This is a genomic window from Kaustia mangrovi (assembly GCF_015482775.1).
Classification (GTDB): domain Bacteria; phylum Pseudomonadota; class Alphaproteobacteria; order Rhizobiales; family Im1; genus Kaustia; species Kaustia mangrovi.
Genome location: NZ_CP058214.1, coordinates 2,694,025 through 2,717,223 on the forward strand (window position 1 = coordinate 2,694,025; position 23,199 = coordinate 2,717,223).

General features: G+C 67.6%; 22 protein-coding genes. 17 read left to right on the forward strand and 5 right to left on the reverse strand.

Going from position 1 to position 23,199, the window contains the following annotated elements; all coding sequences use genetic code 11:
- The first annotated feature begins 3 nt into the window (after positions 1-3).
- From HW532_RS12460 to pnp, 14 genes are all read left to right on the forward strand, one after another.
- Positions 4-615 (forward strand): CBS domain-containing protein, encoded by a 612-nt coding sequence (locus HW532_RS12460; RefSeq protein WP_213160793.1) that lies wholly within the window; start codon positions 4-6, stop codon positions 613-615.
- The gene (locus HW532_RS12465) at positions 537-1,103 is read left to right on the forward strand and encodes a transporter associated domain-containing protein (protein WP_213160794.1); all 567 of its coding nucleotides are present in this window, start codon (positions 537-539) and stop codon (positions 1,101-1,103) included. The genes HW532_RS12460 and HW532_RS12465 overlap by 79 nt, the downstream gene beginning before the upstream one ends.
- 341 nt (positions 1,104-1,444) lie before the next feature.
- Positions 1,445-3,022, forward strand: a complete 1,578-nt coding sequence (gene lnt / locus HW532_RS12470; RefSeq protein ID WP_213160795.1) for an apolipoprotein N-acyltransferase — start codon at positions 1,445-1,447, stop codon at positions 3,020-3,022.
- Between the two features lie 191 nt (positions 3,023-3,213).
- Positions 3,214-3,633 carry a helix-turn-helix domain-containing protein gene (locus tag HW532_RS12475; protein WP_213160796.1) on the forward strand — a complete coding sequence of 140 codons (420 nt, stop codon included), beginning with the start codon at positions 3,214-3,216 and terminating at the stop codon, positions 3,631-3,633.
- Between the two features lie 346 nt (positions 3,634-3,979).
- Positions 3,980-5,149 (forward strand): methionine adenosyltransferase, encoded by a 1,170-nt coding sequence (gene metK, locus HW532_RS12480; RefSeq protein ID WP_213160797.1) that lies wholly within the window; start codon positions 3,980-3,982, stop codon positions 5,147-5,149.
- A 59-nt stretch (positions 5,150-5,208) separates the two neighbouring features.
- A complete protein-coding gene (gene trmB, locus HW532_RS12485; protein WP_213160798.1) occupies positions 5,209-5,919 on the forward strand; it encodes a tRNA (guanosine(46)-N7)-methyltransferase TrmB in 711 nt (236 codons plus the stop codon).
- A 208-nt stretch (positions 5,920-6,127) separates the two neighbouring features.
- The gene (gene rimP / locus HW532_RS12490) at positions 6,128-6,682 is read left to right on the forward strand and encodes a ribosome maturation factor RimP (RefSeq protein WP_213160799.1); all 555 of its coding nucleotides are present in this window, start codon (positions 6,128-6,130) and stop codon (positions 6,680-6,682) included.
- 57 nt (positions 6,683-6,739) lie between these two features.
- Positions 6,740-8,395 carry a transcription termination factor NusA gene (nusA, locus tag HW532_RS12495; RefSeq protein WP_213160800.1) on the forward strand — a complete coding sequence of 552 codons (1,656 nt, stop codon included), beginning with the start codon at positions 6,740-6,742 and terminating at the stop codon, positions 8,393-8,395.
- Positions 8,396-8,459: 64 nt separating this feature from the next.
- Entirely contained in the window at positions 8,460-9,050 is a 591-nt protein-coding gene (locus tag HW532_RS12500; RefSeq protein ID WP_425491956.1) for an RNA-binding protein, read from the forward strand.
- A gap of 2 nt (positions 9,051-9,052) precedes the next feature.
- A complete protein-coding gene (infB, locus tag HW532_RS12505; protein ID WP_213160802.1) occupies positions 9,053-11,662 on the forward strand; it encodes a translation initiation factor IF-2 in 2,610 nt (869 codons plus the stop codon).
- A 119-nt stretch (positions 11,663-11,781) separates the two neighbouring features.
- Positions 11,782-12,171 carry a 30S ribosome-binding factor RbfA gene (gene rbfA, locus HW532_RS12510; protein WP_213160803.1) on the forward strand — a complete coding sequence of 130 codons (390 nt, stop codon included), beginning with the start codon at positions 11,782-11,784 and terminating at the stop codon, positions 12,169-12,171.
- Positions 12,172-12,190: 19 nt separating this feature from the next.
- A complete protein-coding gene (truB, locus tag HW532_RS12515; RefSeq protein WP_213160804.1) occupies positions 12,191-13,114 on the forward strand; it encodes a tRNA pseudouridine(55) synthase TruB in 924 nt (307 codons plus the stop codon).
- Between the two features lie 46 nt (positions 13,115-13,160).
- A complete protein-coding gene (gene rpsO, locus HW532_RS12520) occupies positions 13,161-13,430 on the forward strand; it encodes a 30S ribosomal protein S15 (protein WP_213160805.1) in 270 nt (89 codons plus the stop codon).
- 181 nt (positions 13,431-13,611) lie between these two features.
- On the forward strand, positions 13,612-15,741 hold the full coding sequence (gene pnp, locus HW532_RS12525) for a polyribonucleotide nucleotidyltransferase (RefSeq protein WP_213160806.1): 2,130 nt from the start codon (positions 13,612-13,614) through the stop codon (positions 15,739-15,741).
- A 79-nt stretch (positions 15,742-15,820) separates the two neighbouring features.
- On the opposite strand, the gene HW532_RS12530 is transcribed toward pnp, so the two are convergent.
- Entirely contained in the window at positions 15,821-16,726 is a 906-nt protein-coding gene (locus tag HW532_RS12530; RefSeq protein ID WP_213160807.1) for a LysR substrate-binding domain-containing protein, read from the reverse strand.
- Positions 16,727-16,815: 89 nt separating this feature from the next.
- On the opposite strand from HW532_RS12530, the gene HW532_RS12535 reads away from it, so the two are divergent.
- Positions 16,816-17,748 (forward strand): DMT family transporter, encoded by a 933-nt coding sequence (locus HW532_RS12535; protein WP_213160808.1) that lies wholly within the window; start codon positions 16,816-16,818, stop codon positions 17,746-17,748.
- A 31-nt stretch (positions 17,749-17,779) separates the two neighbouring features.
- On the opposite strand, the gene fabI is transcribed toward HW532_RS12535, so the two are convergent.
- The 3 genes from fabI to fabA are packed head-to-tail and all read right to left on the reverse strand — an operon-like array spanning position 17,780 to position 20,483.
- The gene (gene fabI, locus HW532_RS12540) at positions 17,780-18,649 is read right to left on the reverse strand and encodes an enoyl-ACP reductase FabI (RefSeq protein ID WP_246478852.1); all 870 of its coding nucleotides are present in this window, start codon (positions 18,647-18,649) and stop codon (positions 17,780-17,782) included.
- A 53-nt stretch (positions 18,650-18,702) separates the two neighbouring features.
- Entirely contained in the window at positions 18,703-19,920 is a 1,218-nt protein-coding gene (fabB, locus tag HW532_RS12545) for a beta-ketoacyl-ACP synthase I (RefSeq protein ID WP_213160809.1), read from the reverse strand.
- A gap of 47 nt (positions 19,921-19,967) precedes the next feature.
- Entirely contained in the window at positions 19,968-20,483 is a 516-nt protein-coding gene (fabA, locus tag HW532_RS12550; RefSeq protein ID WP_213160810.1) for a 3-hydroxyacyl-[acyl-carrier-protein] dehydratase FabA, read from the reverse strand.
- 297 nt (positions 20,484-20,780) lie between these two features.
- Here fabA and irrA point away from each other — a divergent pair, with 297 nt between their 5' ends.
- On the forward strand, positions 20,781-21,203 hold the full coding sequence (gene irrA / locus HW532_RS12555; RefSeq protein WP_213164551.1) for an iron response transcriptional regulator IrrA: 423 nt from the start codon (positions 20,781-20,783) through the stop codon (positions 21,201-21,203).
- A gap of 107 nt (positions 21,204-21,310) precedes the next feature.
- Here irrA and HW532_RS12560 read toward each other — a convergent pair whose 3' ends face one another.
- Positions 21,311-21,886: an SH3 domain-containing protein gene (locus HW532_RS12560; RefSeq protein WP_246478863.1), complete on the reverse strand. Its 576-nt coding sequence runs from the start codon at positions 21,884-21,886 to the stop codon at positions 21,311-21,313.
- A gap of 247 nt (positions 21,887-22,133) precedes the next feature.
- Here HW532_RS12560 and HW532_RS12565 point away from each other — a divergent pair, with 247 nt between their 5' ends.
- The gene (locus tag HW532_RS12565; protein WP_213160812.1) at positions 22,134-23,123 is read left to right on the forward strand and encodes a 2-hydroxyacid dehydrogenase; all 990 of its coding nucleotides are present in this window, start codon (positions 22,134-22,136) and stop codon (positions 23,121-23,123) included.
- The last annotated feature ends 76 nt before the right edge of the window (positions 23,124-23,199 follow it).

The following is a 23,199-nucleotide window of genomic DNA, read 5'->3' on the forward strand; positions in this document are numbered from 1 at the left end:
ATCATGGACGACGACCCCCAATCTACCACCAACCTTCCCGTACCCGTCGCCGACCGCTCCGGGGCGAACGGGCACGATGACCGTTCGGGCCTTGCTCATGTCTGGCAACGGCTGAGGACCCTGCTCGGCCATGGGGAAGGAACCTCCTTCCGGCAGAGCCTGGAGGGCATGATCGAGCAGCACGAGCATGCCGGGACCGGCGCGGAGGTCACGCCGGAAGCCCGCTCCATGCTGCTGAACATCCTGGAGTTCTCCGGGCTGCGCGTCGACGACGTTATGGTGCCGCGCGCCGACATCATCTCCATCGACGAGATGGCGCCGGTGAGCGAGCTTCTGGCGCTGTTCGCCGACGCCAACCATTCGCGCCTGCCGGTCTATCGCGAGACGCTCGACGAGCCCGTCGGCATGGTCCACATCAAGGACCTTCTGAGCTGGCTTGCCCGGTCCGGCGCGCCGTCCGGCAACGGCAAGGACGGGGGGAAGATGCCGGCAAGCGGCCTCCCGAACAGCTGGCGCTCGGCGAGGCCTCGCTCTCCATGCCGCTCAAGCAGACCGGCCTCGTCCGCGAGATCCTGTTCGTGCCGCCCTCCATGCCGGCCGCGGACCTTCTGGTGAAGATGCAGTCGACGCGCAACCACATGGCGATCGTGGTCGACGAATATGGCGGCACGGACGGGCTGGTCTCCATCGAGGATATCGTGGAGGAGATCGTGGGCGACATCGCCGACGAGCACGACGAGGAAGGCCCGATGGTGCGCGCTGCCGAGGACGGCGTCTATATCGCGGATGCGCGCGCGCCCATCGAGGAGCTCGAGGAGCTCCTGCATGTGGACCTCCTGCCCGACGAGCGCGAGGAGGATGTCGACACGCTGGGCGGCCTCATGTTCTCGCTGCTGGGCCGCGTGCCGGTGCGCGGCGAGCTCGTGCGCCATGGCGGCGGGCTCGAATTCGAGGTGCTGGAGGGCGATCCGCGGCGCCTGAAGAAGATCAGGATCCACACCAACCCGCCGCCGCGCGCCGGGGCACGGCGCACCCAGGCGCCCCAGTCCGCCCAGCCGGCCCGCAGCGCGGCCGGGCAGGAGGCCGATACCGGCAGCCCGTGATGCGGCGCGCGACATAACCGCGCCACACATTCCGCCCATGTCCTTGTATAGTGCGCGTGATTCGCGGGCCGGCGGCCCCGTGCCTCGCGCATGCGGGAGTTGGCGCGCTTTCGGGAAGGGCGAACACACCCCTTCTTCAATCGGACTCGATTGAAGCGCCAAAAGCGGATCGAGTCCGAAGTGCCAGAGCGACGTGTCTCGCGTCCGACAGGACCGGGTCGTTCTGGTGGAGTGCGAACGGATCCATTGGCAGTCGGGTCGGTCCGGCGTCAGGCATCAGGGGCTGGATGAACGCAATCGCGGCGAAACTCGGTCGGCTCACGGGGTGGCGGCGCTTGCTCGTGGCCGCGCTTCTTGGCTGTCTCGCCGCGTTTGCCATGCCACCGGCCGATCTCTGGGCCGCCCTCATCGTCGCCATGACCGCGATGGTCTGGCTCCTCGACGGCGCATCCGCCGGCGGCGTGTCGCGCGGCCGTGCCATGCGACGCGCCTTCGGCGTGGGCTGGGCGTTCGGCTTCGGCTATTTCCTCGTCGGCCTCGTCTGGATGGCGGAGGCCTTCCTGGTCGATGCCGATCAGTTCGCCTGGATGATCCCCTTCGCCGTCACGGCGCTGCCGGCGGGGCTGGCGGTGTTCTGGGGCGCGGGTGCGGCGCTCGCCATGGTCTCGTGGCGCCCCGGGCCGGGGCGGATCTTCGCGCTGGCCGCGGCCCTGGCCGCGACGGAATGGCTGCGCGGCCACATCTTCACGGGCTTTCCCTGGAACGCGCCGGGCTATGCTGTCGCGGGACTTGCGCCCCTGTCGCAGCTCGCCGCCCTTGTCGGCGTCTACGGGCTGAGCCTGCTCGTCGTGCTGGTCGCGGCGACGCCGGCCCTTCTCGCCGACCGGCCGGCGCGCGCCGTGCCGAGGATTTCCGTTGTCGTCGCAGCCATGCTGCTCGTCGCGGCCGGCTGGGCGTTCGGAGACCGTCGGCTCGCCGCCGCGCGCGACGGGGGTGCCGGCGGGCCCATGCTGCGCATCGTCCAACCCTCCATCCCCCAGCGCGACAAATGGAAACCGGAGCTTCGCGCGGATATCTTCGCGCGCTATCTGGCGCTGTCGAACAAGCCGACCGCACAGGCGCCGGGCGGCCTGCGCGATATCGACGTGCTGATCTGGCCGGAGAGCGCCATTCCCTTCCTGCTGGAGGAGCGGCCCGACGCCCTGCGCGCCGTGGCGTCGCTCCTGCCGGACGGTACGGTGCTGATCACCGGCGCCATCCGGCGCGAGGCGACTGGCACGGCGGTCGATGCGCGCTCGCGCCTCTATAACAGCGTCCTCGTGCTCGACGATGCGGCCTCGGTGCGCGGCCGCTACGACAAGTGGCACCTCGTGCCTTTCGGCGAATATCTGCCGTTCGAGCGCTGGCTCGAACCGCTGGGGTTCCGCCAGCTCGTCACGGTGCCCCTGAGCTTCTCCTTCGGCGAGGGCCCGGAGACGCTCGATGTCGACGGCCTTCCCCCGGTCGGCCCGCTCATCTGCTACGAGGCGATCTTCCCGGGCCGCGTCACCGATCCGGGACGGCGGCCGGGATGGCTGCTCAATGTCACCAACGATGCCTGGTTCGGGACCTCGATGGGCCCCTATCAGCACTTTGCTCAGGCGCGCTTTCGTGCCATAGAGGAGGGGCTTGCCCTGGTCCGTGCGGCCAATACGGGCATATCGGGTATCGTCGACCCCTATGGCCGGGTCGAACGGCGGCTCGGTCTCAATCAGACGGGCGTGATCGACGGTCCATTGCCCCGTGCGCTGGAGCCGACGGTCTATTCGCGAATCGGCGATTGGGGACTTCTGGCGCTGGTCATCGCGGCCTGGGCACTCGCCCGAGGGTTGCCGGCGCCGAACCGGAGAGAGCCGCCCACCCCTTCCAGGGTGGGTTAATTTAGCGATTACAAGGCGATAAGGATTGGTTAGTGAACTTGGATATCTTTGGTTTGCATCGCTTGAAAACCTATACTAGCTTACCTTTCGCCATCTGCTATACAATCGTGTCGTGTAAGCAATCAAACGTTTACAAACGCCTGCAGGGGGCGTCATAGTCAGACCGGGGGCGGTCGGTCTGAGGGGCAAGTATGGTCAAGAGGAATCCGAACCCTATTGATGTCCATGTCGGCAGTCGGGTGCGCATGCGCCGGATGTTGATCGGCATGAGTCAGGAAAGGCTGGGCGAACAGCTCGGGCTCACCTTCCAGCAGGTTCAGAAATACGAGAAGGGATCCAACCGCGTCAGCGCGAGCCGTCTCTACCAGATGGCCAAGATCCTCGGTGTGCCGGTCCAGTATTTCTTCGAGGGCCTGCCGCAGGAATCGGTCGGCAATTACGAGGCTGGCTTCGCGGAGAGCGCGGGCGAACCGACGATCATGAACTTTCTGACCAGCTCGGAAGGTCTCCAGCTCAACAAGGCCTTCACGCAGATTGCCGATGTGTCCGTTCGGCGCAAGGTCGTGGAGCTCGTCAGAGCGATCGCGGGCGATCGGCACGAACACGACTGACCGCCGGAAGCGGAGACCCTACCCGGGTTCCGCTCGCGGTCTTGCCCCTGCCGTGCTTGGCGCTTGACCCGGTCCCCGTTCCTTGCCAGAACACCGTCGCTCCATCTGCGGCCTCGGGCGCTGGGGCCTGCCGTCTGCGCCCGCCGGGATGCAGGGGCTGTCGGGTTCGAATTGACTTGAAACGGCGTCCCGCCAGATCGGATAATTCGGCCTTGTTCGAGGGTCGGGGCGGCTCAGCCGCGTCCGACGGGACAGGACGGCGGTCCAGATGGTGGAGCGCCGCGGCCCGCCGGGCGAGGGACGCTCCGGGCGGCATGTCGGTCAATTCGATGGAGCGGAGTCCCCCGTGGCAAGGAAAAGCTACCTGTTCACCAGCGAGTCGGTGGCCGAGGGCCATCCCGACAAGGTCTGCGACCGCATCTCCGACGCGGTCGTCGATGCCTATCTCGCGGTCGAGCCGCACGCGCATGTGGCCTGCGAGACCCTGACCACGACCAACCGCATCGTCATTGCCGGCGAGGTGCGCGGCCCGGAAACGATCACCAGGGACCATATCGTCGATATCGCCCGCGCCTGCGTGCGCGATATCGGTTACGAGCAGGACGGCTTCCACTGGAAGACCGCCGAGGTCGATGTCTATCTGCATGCCCAGTCGGTCGATATCGCCAGGGGTGTCGATGCCGCCGGCAACAAGGACGAGGGCGCGGGCGACCAGGGCATCATGTTCGGCTTTGCCTGCCGCGAGACCGGCGTGCTGATGCCGGCGCCGATCTATTATTCCCACCAGATCCTGAAGAGCATGGCGGAGGCGCGTCATTCCGGCGCTCAGCCGGATCTCGGGCCCGACGCGAAGAGCCAGGTGACGCTGCTCTACGAGAACGGCAAGCCGGTGCGCGCGGCCTCGGTGGTGGTGTCCACCCAGCATTCGCCGGATGTCTCGATCGACGATGTGCGCGAGATCGTGCGCCCCTATGTGCTCGACGTTCTGCCCGAGGGCTGGATGTGCCCGGAGGACGAGTTCTACGTGAACCCGACGGGCCGTTTCGTGATCGGCGGGCCGGACGGCGATGCCGGGCTCACAGGGCGCAAGATCATCGTCGACACCTATGGCGGCGCGGCCCCCCATGGCGGCGGGGCCTTCTCCGGCAAGGACCCCACCAAGGTCGACCGGTCCGCCGCCTATGCCTGCCGGTATCTCGCCAAGAACGTCGTCGCCGCGGATCTGGCCGACAAGTGCACCATCCAGATCTCCTATGCCATCGGCGTGTCGAAGCCGCTTTCGCTCTATGTCGACACCCATGGCACGGGCCGGGTGGACGAACAGAAGCTCGAAAGCGTGCTGTCGGAGCTCGTCGACCTGTCGCCGCGCGGCATTCGCGAGCATCTCAAGCTCGACCGTCCGATCTATGCGCGCACCGCGGCCTACGGGCATTTCGGACGCGAGCCGGAGCCCGATGGCGGGTTCTCCTGGGAGCGGGTCGATCTGGTGGACGCGCTACGCTCCGCATTCGGCTGAAGCGGGGCGGGGTACGCGTCTTCCGCAGGCCGCAGGCCGATACGACGATGAGCAAGCCCATGACGACCAAGGCCCAAGCCGCGCCGGGCGAACGCTCGCGCGGCCAGCTCTTCGGCCGGCGCAAGGGCCACAGGCTGCGCCCGCGCCAGCTCCGCCTGGTGGAGGAGATGCTGCCCGGCCTGCGCGTCTGCCTCGATGGCCTGCGGGCGCACGGCCCGGCGGCGCTGTTCGACCGGCCCGTGCGCGAGGTCTGGCTGGAGATCGGCTTCGGCGGCGGCGAGCATCTGGCCTGGCAGGCCGCACACAATCGCGATATCGGCATGATCGGCGCGGAGCCCTTCGTCAACGGCGTGGCCAAGCTCCTCGCCGCTATCGAGGATGAGGGGCTCGGCAATATCCGCATCCATGACGACGATGCCCGCCCGCTGCTGGAGGCCCTCCCGGACAACAGTCTCGACCGCGTCTTCGTGCTGTTCCCGGATCCCTGGCCCAAGGCACGCCACCGCAAGCGCCGCTTCGTCTCGCACGAGACGGTCGGCGAGCTCCACCGCATCCTCAGGCCCGGCGGGACGTTGCGCTTCGCCAGCGACATCGCCGACTATGTCCGCTGGACGCTCGCCCATATCCGCGCCCATGGCGGGTTCGAGTGGACGGCGGAGCATCCCCGCGACTGGCGCGAGCGGCCCCGGGACTGGCCGGGCACGCGCTACGAGGCCAAGGCGCGCGGGGCGGGCCGGCGCTGCGCCTATCTGTCGTTCCGGCGCGCCTGACGGGGCCGTGACGGCGGCGCGCCGGCCCCGCGAGTGCCCATCGCACTTGCGAATGTGCGCGGACGCGCTATATTGCAGGGGCAGTAGGTCATTCTCATAAGCACCGACATGCCGGATATGCAGGCCGGCATGGTCGGATTGTGTGAGAGTGGGCCCCGGAGGGGTCCGCTTTTTTTGTTATTGGCAGGTGTGGCAAGACGCGGAAGCCATGTCGGAACGTGGGATGGATGAGCGGCTCGCCCGCGAGGAGGGGCCCGCCCGGATCGTCGCGGGGCTCGTTGAGCCCGTGATCGAGGATATGGGCTACAGGCTGGTGCGCGTGCGCGTCACCGGGCAGAACGGCGCCACGCTGCAGATCATGGCCGAGCGGCCCGACGGCACGATGACCATCGACGATTGCGAGACGGTCAGCCGCGCGGTCTCCCCGCTCCTGGACGTCGAGGACCCCATGCCCGGCGAATACATGCTGGAAGTGTCCTCGCCCGGGATCGACCGGCCGCTGGTCCGGCTGGAGGATTTCGACCGCTGGTCCGGCCATCAGGCGCGGGTCGAGCTCGTTGCCGGGCTCGAGGGCCGCCGCCGGTTCCGCGGTGTTCTCCTCGGCACGGAGACGGACGAGGGCTCGGTGACGCTTCGGCTGGACGAGGATGGCGAGACCGTCTCGCTTGCCTTTGCCGACATTGCGGAGGCGCGGCTCGTGATGACGGATGCTTTGATCAAGGAGTCCCTGGCGCGCGGTATGCATGGGGACGATCGGAACTAGACGGCAATCCGGAGGCTGCCGGCCCCGGGGCCACGACATGGCTGGAGTTCAGATGCGATGACGGAAACAGCGGTTAGCGCGAACAGGCTTGAGCTGCTGCAGATTGCCGACGCGGTGGCGCGCGAGAAATCGATCGACAAGGAGGTCGTTCTCCAGGCGATGGAGGATGCCATCCAGCGTGCCGCGCGCTCGCGCTACGGCAGCGAGAACGAGATCCGCGCCGAGATCGATCCCAAGACCGGCGAGATGCGGCTGGCCCGCCTCCTGGAGGTGGTCGAGGAGGTGGAGAACGAGCATACCCAGATCAGCCTGGCCGATGCCCGCCACCGCAATCCGGCCGCCCGGATGGGCGATTTCATCTCCGAGGAGCTGCCGCCCATCGACTTCGGCCGGATCGCGGCGCAGAACGCCAAGCAGGTGATCGTCCAGAAGGTCCGCGAGGCCGAGCGCGAGCGCCAGTTCGAGGAGTACAAGGACCGCATCGGCGACGTCATCCACGGCGTGGTCAAGCGCGTGGAATACGGCAATGTCATCGCCGATCTCGGGCGCGCGGAGGCCATCATGCGGCGCGACGAGGCGCTGCCGCGCGAGACCTTCCGCAATGGCGACCGGATCCGTGCCTTTATCTTCGACGTCCGCCGCGAGCAGCGCGGGCCGCAGATCTTCCTGTCGCGCACCCGGCCGGAATTCATGGCCAGGCTGTTCGCCCAGGAGGTCCCCGAGGTCTACGACAATATCGTGGAGATCGTCTCGGTGGCGCGCGATCCCGGCAGCCGCGCGAAGATCGCGGTGCGCTCCAAGGATTCCTCCATCGACCCCGTGGGCGCCTGCGTCGGCATGCGCGGCAGCCGCGTCCAGGCGGTGGTCAACGAGCTCCAGGGCGAGAAGATCGACATCATTCCCTGGTCGCCGGACGCCGCGACCTTCATCGTCAACGCGCTGGCGCCCGCCGAGGTCGCCAAGGTGGTGCTGGACGAGGATGCCGAGCGCATCGAGGTCGTGGTGCCCGACGACCAGCTCTCGCTGGCCATCGGCCGGCGCGGCCAGAATGTCCGCCTCGCCTCGCAGCTCACCGGCTGGGATATCGACATCCTGACGGAAGCGGAGGAATCGGAGCGCCGCCAGAAGGAGTTCGCCGAGCGCACCCAGACCTTCATGGACGCGCTCGATGTCGACGAGATGCTCGCCCAGCTCCTCGCCTCGGAGGGTTTCGACTCCGTGGAGGAGGTCGCCTATGTGGCGCTGGAGGACATCGCCGAGATCGAGGGCTTCGACGAGGGCATGGCCCAGGAGCTCCAGATGCGCGCGCGCGAGCATCTGGAGAAGGTGGCCGCCGAGCAGGAGGCCCGCCGCAAGGAGCTCGGCGTCGAGGATGAGCTCGCCGAGATCGAGGGTATCACGCCGGCCATGATGGTCGCGCTCGGCGAGGACGACGTGAAGACGGTGGAGGATCTCGCCGGCTGCGCGACCGACGAGCTGGTCGGCTGGGTCGAGCGCCGCAAGGGCGAGGACAATGTCCGCCATCCCGGCGCGCTCTCCGCGCTGGACGTCAGCGCGGCCGAGGCGGAGGCCATGATCATGGCGGCGCGCGTCAAGGTGGGCTGGATCACGCCGGAGGAGGCCGAGCCCGACGCGGAGCTCGCCGATGAGGAAGTGGGAGAGAGTGAGAGCGAGGAAGGCGATAGCGGGGAGGCCGGCAATCCCGACCAGTGACACCGGACGGGACGAGGCCACCCGGGCGGACGGGAGCGAGGCGCGGGCCAATGGCCGCACCTGCATCGTAACGCGCGAGGTCAAGCCGGCCGAGACGATGATTCGCTTCGTCCTGTCGCCGGATGGTATGGTCGTGCCCGACCTCAAGCGCGAGCTGCCGGGACGCGGCGTCTGGGTCAGCGCGCGCGCCGACATGGTGGCCGCCGCTGCCGGCAAGGGCCGCTTCGCCCGGGGGTTCCGCCGGCCGGTCGAGGTGATGCCCGATCTGGCCGGGACAGTGGGGCGGCTGCTTTGCGAGCGGGCGCTCGGCTATCTGAGCCTCGCCAATCGTGCCGGCCTCGTCGTCGCCGGGTTCGGAAAGGTTTCCGACGCCATCGCGGCCGGCACCGTCAAGGTGCTCGTGGAGGCGCGCGACGGCGCGCCGGACGGGCGCCGCAAACTCATGGGGCGGGTTCGCGCACGCCCCGAAAACACGATCGAGCATGCCGACATGTTCGATTCGGCCCAAATCAGTTTGGCATTGGGCCGCGCAAATGTGATACATGCTGCCATCAGTGCGGACGGGCTGACCGAGGCGTTTCTGGCCGCGGCCCGGAAATTCGAAGCCTATTGGCAGGAAACCGCAAACTCTAGCTGCGCTGCAGGATCCGTTTAGGAATGAGCGAAACGAAGGACACCAACGACCGCAGGACCTCTCAGGGTGGGCGCACGCTTTCCGTGCGCCGGACCGTGGAGCAGGGACGCGTGCGCCAGAATTTCTCCCATGGCCGCTCCAAGCAGGTGGTCGTGGAGAAGAAGCGCAAGCGCATGGTCGCACAGCCCGGCAAGGGTTCGGACGCCGGCGCGCAGGACACCGCGCAGGCGCCGGAGACCGAAGCCCCGGTCGAGCGCCCGCGCGAGCCCGTCCGGCGCGAGCCCGTCTCCCCGCCGAGCGGTCCGCGCTCCGGCGTGGTCTTGCGCACGCTGACCGACGAGGAACGCGACGCCCGCGGTCGCGCGCTCGCCGAGGCCCGCCAGCGCGAGATCGAGGAGCGCGAGCGCGCCGAGCAGGAGGCTCAGCGCCGCGCCGAGGAAGAGCGCCAGCGCCGCGAGCGCGAGGCCGCCGAGGCGAAGGCCGCCGAGGAAGAGGCCCGCCGCGTCGCCGAGGAAGAGGCGAAGGCCGCAGAAGAGGCCGCGAAGGCCAAGGAGGCCGGCGCCGAGGAGAGCGGTGGCAAGGCCGCACAGGCGGAACAGCCGGCCGAGGCCGCCGCCGCCGGACCGGACGCTGTGCCCGACGGTGCGCCGGGGCGCGACGACAAGTCCGCGCCGCGCCGCACCGCCACGCCGCGCCGCGAGGACAAGACGCCGCCGCGCACCAAGAGCGAGCCGGAACGCCGCCGCGGCAAGCTGACCATTACCAAGGCGCTCGAGGGCGACGAGGCGCGCGAGCGCTCGCTTGCCTCCATCCGCCGCCGCCAGGAGCGTCAGAAGAAGCAGTCCGCCGCGATGCAGCAGTCGCGCGAGAAGATCTCGCGCGAGGTGATCGTCCCGGAGGCGATCACGATCCAGGAGCTCGCCAACCGCATGGCCGAGCGCGCCGTCGATGTCATCAAGCTCCTGATGAAGCAGGGGCAGATGCTCAAGATCAACGACGTCATCGACGCCGACACCGCCGAGATCATCGCCGAGGAGATGGGCCACCGGGTCAAGCGCGTGTCGGAGGCCGATGTCGAGATGGGGCTCATGGGCGACGAGGATGCGCCGGACGACATGGTGTCCCGCGCGCCGGTCGTCACCGTCATGGGCCATGTCGACCACGGCAAGACCTCGCTGCTCGACGCGATCCGCAAGGCCGACGTCGTGACCGGCGAGGCCGGCGGCATCACCCAGCATATCGGCGCCTATCAGGTCGAGACACCGGGCGGCACGGTCACCTTCGTCGACACGCCGGGCCACGAGGCCTTCACAGCCATGCGTGCGCGCGGTGCCAAGGTGACGGACCTCGTCGTGCTCGTGGTGGCCGCCGATGACGGCGTCATGCCCCAGACGGTAGAGGCCATCAACCACGCCCGCGCGGCGGAGGTGCCGATCATCGTGGCGATCAACAAGATCGACAAGCCCGATGCCGATCCCCAGCGCGTGCGCACCGAGCTGCTCCAGCACGAGATCGTGGTGGAGAGCATGGGCGGCGACACGCTCGAGGTCGAGGTCTCCGCGGCCAAGCGCACCAATCTCGACAAGCTGCTGGACGCGATCCTGCTGCAGTCGGAGATCCTGGAGCTCAAGGCCAATCCGGACCGCCCCGCCGACGGCGTCGTGGTCGAGGCCCAGCTCGACAAGGGCCGCGGCCCCGTGGCCACCGTGCTCATCCAGCGCGGCACGCTCAATGTCGGCGACATCTTCGTGGCCGGCTCCGCCTGGGGGCGCGTGCGTGCGCTCATCAACGACCGCGGCAGCAATGTGGACAGCGCCGGCCCCTCCGTGCCGGTCGAGGTTCTCGGGCTGCACTCCACGCCGGAGGCCGGCGACCAGTTCGTCGTGGTCGACGCCGAGCAGCGGGCCCGCGAGATCACCGACTACCGCGAGCGCAAGCGCCGCGAGCTGAAGGGGGCGCCGTCATCCGCGCGCGCCTCGCTCGAGCAGATGATGAGCCAGCTCAAGGAGGGTGCCCGCAAGGAGGTGCCGGTGCTCATCAAGGCCGACGTGCAAGGCTCCGCGGAAGCGATCGTGCAGGCGCTGGAGAAGCTCGGCAACGAGGAGGTCCACGCTCAGGTCGTGCTCTACGGCGTCGGCGGCATCTCCGAATCCGACGTGACGCTGGCCTCCGCCTCGAACGCGGTGATCCTCGGCTTCAATGTGCGTGCCAACAAGCAGGCGCGCGAAGCGGCCGACCAGTCCGGCATCGAGGTGCGCTACTACAACGTCATCTACGATCTCGTGGACGACGTGAAGGCGGTCATGGAAGGCCTGCTCGCCCCGACGGTGCGCGAGGAGTTCCTCGGCAATGCCGAAGTGCTGGAGGTCTTCTCGGTCTCCAAGGTCGGCAAGGTCGCCGGCTGCCGCGTCACCGACGGCACCGTGCAGCGCGGTGCCAAGGTGCGGCTCATCCGCGACAATGTCGTCATCCACGAGGGTACGCTCTCGACGCTCAAGCGCTTCAAGGACGAGGTCCGCGAGGTCGTGGCCGGCCAGGAGTGCGGCATGGCGTTCGAGAACTATCAGGACATGCGTCCCGGCGACGTCGTGGAATGCTACAATGTCGAGGAGGTCGCCCGCACGCTCGACTGATCGGGCGGACGGGCAGGCCCCCGGGCTCGCCGATCGATCCTCCCTCTCCCCCGCATGACGGCATGTGCGGAGAGGGATGGAGATCGGCCTGTTTCGCATTATCGGAACGGTTTTGATCCATGCGTCAGGCAAAGGCACCCAGCCAGCGGCAATTGCGCGTCGGCGAGCTGATCCGCCACGCGCTCGCCGATATCCTCAATCGCGGCGAGGTGAGCGATCCCGATCTCGACGGGCGCGCGATCACCGTTCTCGAGGTCGCCATGACCCCCGATCTCAAGCACGCGACGGCCTATGTCCGCCCGCTGGTCGACGCCGACAGCGAGGCGGTGATGGCCGGGCTCGACCGCAGCCGCAAGCGGTTCCGGTCCGCGCTCGCCCCCAAGGTGAGGCTCAAGTTCCTCCCCGACCTGAGGTTCAGGCGCGACACCTCCCTCGATTATGCCCGCAAGGTCGACGCGATCCTGGCCCGTCCGGATGTCGCGCGCGATCTCGACGCCGGCGAGGACTGATCTTCAGGAGTGACTGGACATGGCGCGCAGGCGCAAGGGCGATCCCGTGAATGGATGGGTTGTTCTCGACAAGCCCGTCGGCACCACCTCGACGCGGGCCGTGGCGATGGTGAAGCGCATGTTCAATGCGCAGAAGGCGGGCCATGCCGGCACGCTCGATCCGCTCGCCACGGGCATCCTCCCCGTCGCGCTCGGCGAGGCGACCAAGACCGTGCAGTTCGCCATGGAGGGCGAGAAGATCTACCGCTTCACCGTGAAGTGGGGAACGGAGACCGACACCGACGACGCGGAGGGCGAGGCGGTGGAGGAAAGCGCGGACCGGCCGTCCAGGGCCGGGATCGAGGCGCTCTTGCCGTCCTTTACCGGCACCATCATGCAGGTTCCGCCGCAATATTCCGCGATCAAGGTGGATGGCGAGCGCGCCTACGACCTCGCGCGCGACGGCGAGGAGGTCGCGCTGGAGGCGCGTCCCGTCGAGATCGACCGGCTGGTGCTGGTCGACATGCCCGACGGCGACCATGCCGTCTTCGAGACCGAATGCGGGCGGGGCACCTATGTGCGCGCGCTCGCCCGCGACATGGGCCGCGCGCTCGGCTGCCTCGGCCATGTCCAGGCCCTGCGACGGATCCGGGTCGGGCCGTTCGACGAAGACGATGCGATTTCTCTGGAAGAACTGGAGGAATTGAGCCATAAAGACGCGGGGCCAGAGGCCCTGATGGACGTTCTTCGTCCTGTCGAGACCGCGCTGGACGACATCCCGGCGCTGGCCGTCGACAGTACGGAGGCGGCTCGCCTCAAGAGAGGCCAGCCTGTCATCATGCGCGGACGGGACGCGCCTGTTCTCCAAGGCACCATACTTGTCGAGCACCGGGGAATGCCGGTCGCCCTGGCAGAGGTGTCGCAGGGGGCGCTGAAGCCGAAGCGTGTGTTCAACATGACCTGACAGGGATGTCGGGTCGCGAAAGTGATCTGAAGGAGTAGAACGGACGATGTCGATTACGCAGGAACGCAAGCGCGAGCTTATCGGCGAATATGCCACCGGCACCAACGATACGGGCTCGCCCGAGGTCCAGGTCGCGATCCTCACCGAGCGGATCCGGAACCTGACCGAGCATTTCCAGACGCACAAGAAGGACAACCATTCCCGCCGCGGCCTGCTCAAGCTGGTCAGCCAGCGCCGCAAGCTGCTCGACTATGTCAAGGTGCGCGACGTGGAACGCTATCGGGCCCTGATTCAGCGGCTGGGTATCCGCCGCTAGACCGCAAAGGTCGGCCGGGGCGCACTGGCGCGCCCCGGGGCCCCCTGCATCAGGCAGGGACCCCATGACCCCCTGAACGTCGGCAATGGGGCCGGCGTTCACCCGGCCCATCGGGGGTGCCGCCTCATGGTGTGGATGACGCAGGCGAAGGTGGCGAAGGGCTCCAAGGAAGGTTTTAGACATGTTTGATATCCATACCGAGGAAATCGAGTGGGGCGGCCGCCCGCTCAAGCTTGAAACCGGGCGGATCGCCCGCCAGGCCGACGGTGCGGTGATGGTGACCTATGGCGAGACGACGGTTCTTGCCACCGCGGTCGCCGAGCGCACGCCGAAGACCGGCATCGATTTCTTCCCGCTGACCGTGAACTACCAGGAAAAGACCTACGCCGCCGGCAAGATTCCCGGTGGCTTTTTCAAACGCGAAGGGCGCCCGACGGAGAAGGAGACCCTGGTCTCCCGCCTGATCGACCGGCCGATCCGCCCGCTCTTCGCCAAGGGCTTCAAGTGCGAGACGCAGGTCATCGCGACCGTGCTCTCCCACGACATGGAGAACGACCCCGACATCGTCGCCATGGTGGCGGCATCGGCCGCGCTGACCCTGTCCGGCATCCCGTTCCTGGGGCCGATCGGAGCCGCGCGCGTCGGCTTCGCCGATGGCGAATATGTGCTCAATCCGACGCTCGACGAGATGGACGACACCAAGCTCGACCTCGTCGTGGCCGGCACGGGCGACGCCGTCCTGATGGTGGAATCGGAGGCTCATGAGCTCTCCGAGGACGACATGCTCGGCGCCGTGATGTTCGGGCACAAGAACTTCCAGCCGGTGCTGGAAGCCATCATCCGCCTGGCGGAGAAGGCCGCGCGCGAGCCGCGCGACATCGAGATTCCCGACAACAGCGAGCTCGTCGCCAAGGTGAAGGAGATCGCCGCCGACGATCTCTCCGCCGCCTACAAGATCGTCGACAAGATGGAGCGTCGCGACGCTGTCGACGCGGCCAAGGAGAAGGTTCTTGCCGCGCTGTGTCCGGAAGGCGCGGAGGATGCTCCGGACCCGGTCGCGGTCGGCGGTGCCTTCAAGACGCTCGAGAAGGAGATCGTGCGCGGCGGCATTCTCGACACCGGCAACCGGATCGACGGGCGCACGCTGACCGATGTCCGCCCGATCGTGGCGGAGGTCGGCGTCGTGCCGCGGGCCCATGGCACGGCCCTGTTCACGCGCGGCGAGACGCAGGCTCTGGTGTTCACCACGCTCGGCACGGGCGAGGACGAGCAGTTCGTGGACGCGCTGGAAGGCACCTACAAGGAGCGCTTCCTGCTGCACTACAACTTCCCGCCCTTCTCGGTCGGCGAGACCGGCCGCGTCGGCTTCACCGGCCGCCGCGAGGTGGGCCACGGCAAGCTCGCCTGGCGCGCCATCCGCCCGGTCCTGCCCGGCGGCGACCAGTTCCCCTACACGATCCGCGTGGTCTCCGAGATCACCGAGTCGAACGGCTCGTCCTCCATGGCGACCGTGTGCGGCACCTCGCTTGCGCTGATGGATGCGGGCGTTCCGCTCACTCGTCCGGTGGCCGGCATCGCCATGGGGCTGATCAAGGAGGACGACCGCTTCGCCGTCCTCTCCGACATCCTGGGCGACGAGGACCATCTCGGCGACATGGACTTCAAGGTCGCCGGCACGGGCGACGGCGTGACCTCGCTGCAGATGGACATCAAGATCGCCGGCATCACCGAGGAGATCATGCGCCAGGCCCTGCATCAGGCCAGGGACGGGCGCCTGCACATTCTCGGCGAGATGTCGAAGGCGCTCGAGGAGGCCCGCCCGGGCCTCGGCGAGTACGCCCCGCGCATCGAGGTGATGAACATCCCCGTCGACAAGATCCGCGACGTGATCGGCACGGGCGGCAAGGTCATCCGCGAGATCGTGGAGAAGACCGGCGCCAAGATCGACATCGCCGACGACGGCACGATCAAGATCGCGTCTTCCAGCGGCGATGCCATCGAGGCGGCGATGAAGTGGATCAAGTCCATCACGTCGGAGCCCGAGGTCGGCGAGATCTACGAAGGCACGGTCGTCAAGGTCGTCGATTTCGGCGCCTTCGTGAACTTCTTCGGCCCGAAGGACGGTCTGGTCCATATCTCCGAGCTCAATGACGGCCGGCCGAAGACGGTGAGCGAGGTCGTCAAGGAAGGCGACAAGGTCAAGGTCAAGCTCCTGGGCTTCGATCCGCGCGGCAAGGTCCGCCTGTCGATGAAGGCCGTCGATCAGGAGACCGGCGAGGACCTCTCCGCCAAGGAGAAGGAAGCCGGCTGACCGGCCTTCCGGAACCACTCACGCAACGGAAAGGCGTGCCCTCGAGCGGCACGCCTTTTTTGTTTTCGGGGCGATGTGGTCAGTCGGCCAGCTCCGCGGCCAGCCAGTCGAGCAGCGACTGCGTTTGCGCGCGCATGGCGGTGCGGGTACCCCTGAAGACGGAAATCTCCGCCGGCCGCTCGACCGTTTCGCGGCAGGGCCGGACGAGCTTGCCCTCCGCGACCATGCCCTCCACTGTGCGCCGCCAGCCGAGCGCGATGCCCTGTCCCGCGACCGCGGCCTGGAGCACGAGCGGGAAGCTGTCGAAGTCGCGCGTGCGCGCGCCGGGCCGGATGCCGGAGCCGATGGCGGCGAACCAGCCGTCCCAGTCGAGCCAGTCCTGCGGCACCACCCGGTGGGAGAGGAGGGGATAGGCGGCGAGGTCTTCGGGGTTCAGGGGCAGAGGCGCTGCCGCCACGAGCCGGGGCGAGCAGACCGGGAAGATCCCGTCGCTTGCGGTGAAGGCGAGCCGGGCCGACCCGGACGCCCGGCCCGACGTCTGGATGGCGACATCGTAGGCCTCGCCCGCCTCGGTCAGCGGCTTGAGCGAGGAGACGACGCGCAGCTCGATATCGGGATGGGCCTCGTGAAACCGCGAGAGCCGGGGCATGAGCCAGTAGAAGGCCTCGCAAAGCTGGCACAGCAGGACGAGCTCCCCGCTGGCGGCGGTCCCGCGCAGCCGGGCGGCCTCCGCCGCCATGTCACCGAGCGCCGCGCTCACGATGCGCCCGAAGCGGCGGCCCTCCTCGGTCAGGAAGACGGCACGGTTGCGCCGCTCGAAGAGGGCCTTGCCGAGATCCCGCTCGAGCAGGCGGACCTGCTTGCTCACCGCCGCCTGGGTCAGGCCCAGCTCTTCGGCGGCGGCGGTGAAGCTCTCCAGCCGTGCGGCGGCCTCGAAGGCCTTGAGGCTGGACAGGGGCGGCAGGGCCGGTCCGATACGATTCATAACCCATACTCATGTGTTGAGGGCCAAGAAGTCGTTTTTACTGCTGCATACTATCTGTTTTGTAAAACCCGATGGAACAGGAAATTTCCATGGTCGCCGGTCGGGAGTCGGCCCGGAGCCGGCTCGTGCAGGGCATTCTGGCGATTGTCGGGGCGGTCTTCCTGCTGTCGCTCTCCGATTCCATCGTCAAGCTGACGAGCGACCGCCTTCCCGTCGCCCAGCTTCTCCTGGTGCGCTCGGTGCTTGCCGCGATCGCGATCCTCGCAATCGCGCGCCTCTGGCGGACCCGGATCCCGCTGCGCCTGGAACGGCCGGGCGCGGTCGGCCTGCGCAGCCTGTGCCTGACAATCATGTGGGTCTGCTACTATGCGGCCCTGCCGACCATGCCCTTCGCGCTGGCGGCGGCGGCGCTCTATACCGCACCCATGTGGATGGCGATCCTGTTCCGCGGCCTTCTGGGCGAGCCGGTCGGCTGGCGCCGCTGGGGCGCGATCGCCATCGGGCTTGCGGGCGTCGGTCTGGTCCTGCGCCCCGATGCGGCCGGCCTCGCCCCGGTGAGCCTCCTGCCTTTTGCGGCGGCGTTCTGCTATGCGCTCGCCGCGGTCGTCACATGGAGCCGGTGCGGCGGGGAGTCACCGCTTGCAATGGCGTTGAACCTCAATCTCGGGCTTGCGGGCGCCGGGGCGCTGGGTGTCCTGTGGCCGGCGGTCTCCGGCTTGGGGCTCGGCGGACCGGGCGCGGGGAGCGCCGCGTGGATGCCGCTCGACGCCGGAAGCTGGGCACTCCTCGGCCTTCTGGCAGTCTTCATGGTCGCGATTGCCACGGCGGTGGCGAGAGCCTACCAGCTCGCGCCCGCGCCCGTGGTGGGCATGTTCGACAATGCCTATCTGGTCTTCGCGGCCCTGTGGAGCGCGCTGCTGATCGGCGACCTCCCCGATTTTCGCGGCCTTGCGGGCATGGTCCTGATCGGGCTGGCCGCCATGTTGAGCGCCCTACCGGGCCGCCAGGCACCGGCCGCCTGAGGCGGGTGGGCCCGCCGCTTGCGGGCCCGGGTCACTGCGCGGCGTCGCGCAGGTTCCCGTTACCGTTCTCCTCTTCCACAGCCTCGCGCTTGATCTCGTCGGGCTGGGGCATGGAGATGGTGTTGTAGCCGGAATCCACATAATGGATCTCGCCGGTCACGCCGGAGGCGAGATCGGAGAGCAGGTAGAGCGCGGCGCCGCCGACATCGTCGATGGTCACGGTGCGGCGCAGCGGCGAATGCTTCTTCTGATAGTTGAACATGACGCGCGCATCGGCGACGCCGGAGCCGGCAAGCGTGCGCACGGGGCCCGCCGAAATGGCGTTCACGCGGATGTTCTGTCCGCCGAAATCGGTTGCGAGATAGCGCACGCTCGCCTCGAGCGCGGCCTTGGCGACACCCATCACATTGTAGTTCGGCATGACCCGCATCGAGCCGCCATAGGTCAGCGTCAGGAAGGCGCCGCCCTCCGGCATCAGCGCCACGGCCCGGCGGGCGACCTCCGTGAAGGAGAAGCACGAGATGACCATGGTGCGCACGAAGTTCTCGCGCGTCGTGTTGGCGTAGCGGCCCTTCAGCTCGCTCTTGTCGGAATAGGCGATGGCGTGAACCACGAAGTCCAGCGAGCCCCATTGGCGCTCGATCTCGGCGAACAGCGCGTCGAGACTGTCGGGGTCCTCCACATCGCAGGGCAGGACCATCGTGCTGCCGAGCGATTCCGCCAGCGGCTTGACCCGGCGGCCGAACTGCTCGCCCTGATAGGTGAAGGCCAGCTCGGCACCCTGCTCGGCGAGCGCGCGCGCAATGCCCCAGGCGATGGAATGGTCATTGGCGACGCCCATGATGAGACCGCGCTTGCCGCTCATAAGGCCTTTGCCCGCCGTCTGAACCGTGGTTGTCATATTATCGTTCCTCTTGAGATCCCTTCGGGCCCGAGCGGTTCTCGTGGGAGGGGTCAGGCGTCATAACGCTGGAAGACGAGCGAGGCATTGGTGCCTCCGAAGCCGAAGCTGTTGGACAGCACGACATTGATGTCGGCATTGTCCATGCGCTCGCGCACAATGGGCATGTCGGCGAATTCCGGATCGAGCTCCTCGATATGGGCGCTCTCGCATACGAACCCGTTGCGCATCATGAGGATGGAATAGATCGCCTCCTGCACGCCGGCCGCGCCGAGCGAGTGGCCGGTCAGCGACTTGGTGGCCGAGATCGGCGGGATCTTGCTGCCGAACACCTCGCGGATCGCCTCGATCTCGCGGGTATCGCCGATCGGCGTCGATGTGGCGTGCGGGTTGATGTAGTCGATGGGCTCGCCCACGGTCTTCAGCGCCTGACGCATGCAGCGCACCGCACCCTCGCCGGAAGGCTGGACCATGTCGTAACCGTCCGAGGTCGCGCCGTAGCCGGTGAGCTCGGCATAGATCTTCGCGCCGCGCGCCTTGGCGTGCTCGAGTTCCTCCAGCACCACGACGCCGCCGCCGCCGGCGATCACGAAGCCGTCGCGATTGACGTCATAGGCGCGCGAGGCGGTGCCGGGCTGGTCGTTGAAGTGGGTCGACATCGCGCCCATGGCGTCGAACAGGACGGACAGGGTCCAGTCCAGCTCCTCGCCGCCGCCGGCGAAGACGACATCCTGCTTGCCCCACTGGATGAGCTCCGCACCGTTGCCGATGCAATGGGCGGAGGTGGAGCAGGCCGACGAGATGGAATAGCTGACGCCGCGAATGCCGAAGGGCACCGACAGGGTCGCGGAATTGGTGCTCGACATGGCGGCGGGTACCGCGAAGGGTCCGACCCGGCGCGGCCCCTTCTCGCGGGTCGTGTCCGCGGCCTGCACGATGGTGCGCGTCGACGGGCCGCCGGAGCCCATGATCATGCCGGTCCGCTCGTTCTTGACGTCGCTCTCCTCCAGGCCAGCATCCTGCACCGCCTGGGTCATGGCGACGTAGTTCCAGGCCGCGCCGTCGCCCATGAAGCGGCGCACGCGGCGGTCGACCGCGCTTTCGAGATCGAGGGACGGGGCGCCGTGGACGCGGCACTTGAAGCCGAGGCGCTCATAATCGTCCGCCTTCACGATGCCGGACTTCGCCTCGCGCAGGGAGGACAGCACCTCCTGGGCATTGTTCCCGATGCTGGATACGATTCCGATGCCTGTAACGACCACGCGCCTCACGGGCTGAACCTTTCTTCGTCTCGCTGGTGGGCGTCTTCCGGACGGTCTTACGCCTGGTTCGGCAGAAAGAGCCCGACTCTCAAATCGTTTGCCGTGTAGATCGTCTCTCCGTCGGCCTTTAGCAACCCGTCGGCGATGCCGAGGGTGAGCTTGCGCTGCATGACCCTCTTGAGATTGACGACATATTCGACCTTCTTCACGGTCGGCACGACCATGCCGGAGAACTTGACCTCGCCGACGCTGAGCGCGCGGCCCTTGCCGGGCGCGCCGAGCCAGCCGAGAAAGAAGCCGAGGAGCTGCCACAGCGCGTCGAGCCCCAGGCAGCCCGGCATGACCGGGTCGCCCAGGAAATGGCAGGGGAAGAACCACAGGTCGCGCTTGATATCGAGCTCGGCCACGATCTGACCCTTGCCGTATTCGCCGCCGGTCTCGGAAATGTGCGAGATCCGGTCGAACATCAGCATCGGCGGCAGGGGAAGCTGGGCATTGCCCTCGCCGAACAGCTCGCCGCGAGCACATGCGAGAAGGTCGTCATAGCCGTAGCTCGATTTGCGCTTGAACATCTCCAGCCTGTGTCCATTCCTCGAAACGATTGCCACCCCTAGCGCCAAGGCCGGGATTCCGCGCGAATGACGGGCAATATCCGGGCGGCAGCCCGCCTGATCTGCTCGCTTCCTACCATACTGGTTCTCTCACCGAAAGCCTTTCGCCATCCCATAATGCCGCTTCCCGTTGCATCTGGCGAAAAGTCGCTTGCCCTATACGCTGTCGAGTGGTAATTGCGAAGCGTTCGCATCAATCGTATGTTGCAACCGTGTGAATGTCCTTTGCTGAGGAGCCCGTGAGGGTTTTTTGGTATGATGGAGCCTGTGAACGGGGCATCGAAAGTGAAAGTCATCGAAAGACTCCGCAGCGCCGGCCTGCGTCCGACACGCCAGCGCGTCGCGCTCGCCGACCTTCTGTTCCGCGAGGGCGACCGGCATGTGACGGCCGAGCAACTGCACGAGGAGGCCGTCCGCGCCCATGTGCCCGTGTCGCTCGCGACCGTGTACAACACGCTCAACCAGTTCACGCGGGCGGGCCTTCTGCGCGAGGTCGCGATCGACGGCGCGAAGACCTATTTCGACACCAACACGTCGAACCACTACCATTTCTTCATGGAAGAGACCGGGGATCTGGTGGATATCGAGTCCGACGCGCTGAAGGTCGTGGGCCTTCCCGAGACGCCGAACGGAACGCGCATCAGCCGGATCGACGTGATCGTCCGCCTGTCCGACCAGTAACGAGCCGCGATCTGGCGGTGTCCCTGCCGCAGGGATCATGAACGGTCCTGGGCCCGAACCGGTTCAGGGCCGTTGGTCTTTGCGCATGGAGGCGGCTGGAAGAGAGGTCAGTCGATCCGTTCGCCCGGATAGACACCCCAGAGCATGGTCTGCTCGATCCAGCCATCATAGCCGGACACGGTGATCTCGCACCATTCCCCGGTGCAGTCCACGACATCGCCGACCACGCCCGTCTCGAGGCGGGCCACGGTGGCGGACCGGTCGTTGGGCTCGCTGTGCAGCTCGAGCGCGCCGTCCCTGCGCCAGGGGGCGACGAGTGCCGTGCGCCGCCCGGTCAGCAGGCTGTGATAGACCCAGCCCTCCTCGCCCTCGCTGTCGCGCACCCGGCGCCAGTGGTCGTATTCGGCGATGATCTCCACGGGCAGACCCTTGCGCGCGAAGACCCAGGAGACCTGATGGGCGGTGCTCGGCCCGCGGCGGACATTCACGCGGTCGGTCTTGAGGCTGACGAAGCGGGGAAGCGGCAGGCCGCTCGGCCCGGTATTGCCGGTGGGCAGCGGGGTCACCGCTGCGGTCTGCAGATCGTCGCTTCCCGCCGTCGCCGTATTGCGCGACGACAGCAGCGCTGTCGCGACCGCGGCGACGATGGCCATGGCAACCATGGCAAGAGCGACGGTTCTCATGCGTGTACGCCCGATTCCCCTGAACCGCATCGGAATGTCATCCCGGAATCCCGCTGGCCGCGGACATCTCGCCCGACCGGTCTTGAACGATATCCTGTCGCTTGGGCCGCTTCGCGTCCGTCCCCGTTGCGAGTCGGCCAGCTGAGAGTTTACACAAGCCCGCCTCCGACTTAAAGAGTGGGCCTTGCACGCAATAGCAGCCTTGCGGTTAATGGCAGCTAAATCGGGTCCGGACAGGGGAGCTCACATGGCGAAACGCAAACCGCTCGTGATCGTTACGCGCAGACTGCCCGACGTGGTGGAGACCCGCATGCGCGAGCTTTTCGACGCGCAGCTCAATCTCGAGGACCGCGCCATGACGCAGGCCGAGCTGATCGAGGCGGTCGGCAAGGCGGAGGTTCTCGTGCCCACCGTGACCGACCGGATCGACAAGGCGGTGCTCGCCCAGGCCGGCCCGCAGCTCAAGCTGATCGCCAATTTCGGCACCGGCGTCGACAATATCGACGTGGAGACTGCGACCAATCGCGGCATCATCGTCACCAACACGCCGGGCGTCCTGACCGAGGACACCGCCGACATGACCATGGCGCTGGTGCTCGCTGTCGCCCGCCGGCTGACCGAGGGCGCGGCGATCATCTCCGACGGCAAGGACTGGGGCGGCTGGTCGCCGACCTGGATGCTCGGCCACCGCATCTACGGCAAGCGGCTCGGCATTATCGGCATGGGGCGTATCGGCCAGGCCGTCGCCCGCCGCGCCAAAGCCTTCGGCCTGCAGATCCACTACCACAATCGCCGCCCGGTCAATCCGCGCATCGAGGACGAGCTGGAGGCGACCTACTGGGAGAGCCTCGACCAGATGCTCGCCCGCATGGACATCATCTCGGTGAACTGCCCGCACACGCCGGCGACCTACCATCTGCTCAATGCCCGCCGGCTCAAGCTGATGAAGCCCGAGGCGATCATCGTGAACACATCGCGCGGCGAGGTGATCGACGAGAATGCGCTCGCCCGCATGCTCGAGGCGAACGAGCTCGGCGGCGCCGGCCTTGACGTGTTCGAGCACGAGCCCGCGGTCAATCCGCGCCTGGTGAAGTGCGAGCGCGCCGTGCTCCTGCCCCATATGGGCTCGGCCACGCTGGAGGGCCGCATCGACATGGGCGAGAAGGTCATCATCAACATCAAGACCTTCGTCGACGGCCACAGCCCGCCCGACCGCGTGCTTCCCTCCATGATCTGAAGGAGCCGCGCCGGACGTTTCTGCGTTGAGAATCGCGCCGGCCCGCTCCCCCACCCGGCCGCCCATGAGATCATAC

What these genes read in the sequence shown, in the direction of transcription:
- pnp (WP_213160806.1), top strand. Translation starts at nt 13,612, where the DNA reads ATGTTTGATATCCATACCGAGGAAATCGAGTGGGGCGGCCGCCCGCTC.
- HW532_RS12475 (WP_213160796.1), top strand. Translation starts at nt 3,214, where the DNA reads ATGGTCAAGAGGAATCCGAACCCTATTGATGTCCATGTCGGCAGTCGG.
- HW532_RS12465 (WP_213160794.1), top strand. Translation starts at nt 537, where the DNA reads ATGCCGCTCAAGCAGACCGGCCTCGTCCGCGAGATCCTGTTCGTGCCG.
- HW532_RS12560 (WP_246478863.1), bottom strand. Translation starts at nt 21,886, where the DNA reads ATGAGAACCGTCGCTCTTGCCATGGTTGCCATGGCCATCGTCGCCGCG.
- rpsO (WP_213160805.1), top strand. Translation starts at nt 13,161, where the DNA reads ATGTCGATTACGCAGGAACGCAAGCGCGAGCTTATCGGCGAATATGCC.
- rbfA (WP_213160803.1), top strand. Translation starts at nt 11,782, where the DNA reads ATGCGTCAGGCAAAGGCACCCAGCCAGCGGCAATTGCGCGTCGGCGAG.
- HW532_RS12460 (WP_213160793.1), top strand. Translation starts at nt 4, where the DNA reads ATGGACGACGACCCCCAATCTACCACCAACCTTCCCGTACCCGTCGCC.
- truB (WP_213160804.1), top strand. Translation starts at nt 12,191, where the DNA reads ATGGCGCGCAGGCGCAAGGGCGATCCCGTGAATGGATGGGTTGTTCTC.
- trmB (WP_213160798.1), top strand. Translation starts at nt 5,209, where the DNA reads ATGACGACCAAGGCCCAAGCCGCGCCGGGCGAACGCTCGCGCGGCCAG.
- HW532_RS12565 (WP_213160812.1), top strand. Translation starts at nt 22,134, where the DNA reads ATGGCGAAACGCAAACCGCTCGTGATCGTTACGCGCAGACTGCCCGAC.
- rimP (WP_213160799.1), top strand. Translation starts at nt 6,128, where the DNA reads ATGTCGGAACGTGGGATGGATGAGCGGCTCGCCCGCGAGGAGGGGCCC.
- nusA (WP_213160800.1), top strand. Translation starts at nt 6,740, where the DNA reads ATGACGGAAACAGCGGTTAGCGCGAACAGGCTTGAGCTGCTGCAGATT.
- fabA (WP_213160810.1), bottom strand. Translation starts at nt 20,483, where the DNA reads ATGTTCAAGCGCAAATCGAGCTACGGCTATGACGACCTTCTCGCATGT.
- HW532_RS12530 (WP_213160807.1), bottom strand. Translation starts at nt 16,726, where the DNA reads ATGAATCGTATCGGACCGGCCCTGCCGCCCCTGTCCAGCCTCAAGGCC.
- fabI (WP_246478852.1), bottom strand. Translation starts at nt 18,649, where the DNA reads ATGACAACCACGGTTCAGACGGCGGGCAAAGGCCTTATGAGCGGCAAG.
- infB (WP_213160802.1), top strand. Translation starts at nt 9,053, where the DNA reads ATGAGCGAAACGAAGGACACCAACGACCGCAGGACCTCTCAGGGTGGG.
- HW532_RS12535 (WP_213160808.1), top strand. Translation starts at nt 16,816, where the DNA reads ATGGTCGCCGGTCGGGAGTCGGCCCGGAGCCGGCTCGTGCAGGGCATT.
- irrA (WP_213164551.1), top strand. Translation starts at nt 20,781, where the DNA reads ATGGAGCCTGTGAACGGGGCATCGAAAGTGAAAGTCATCGAAAGACTC.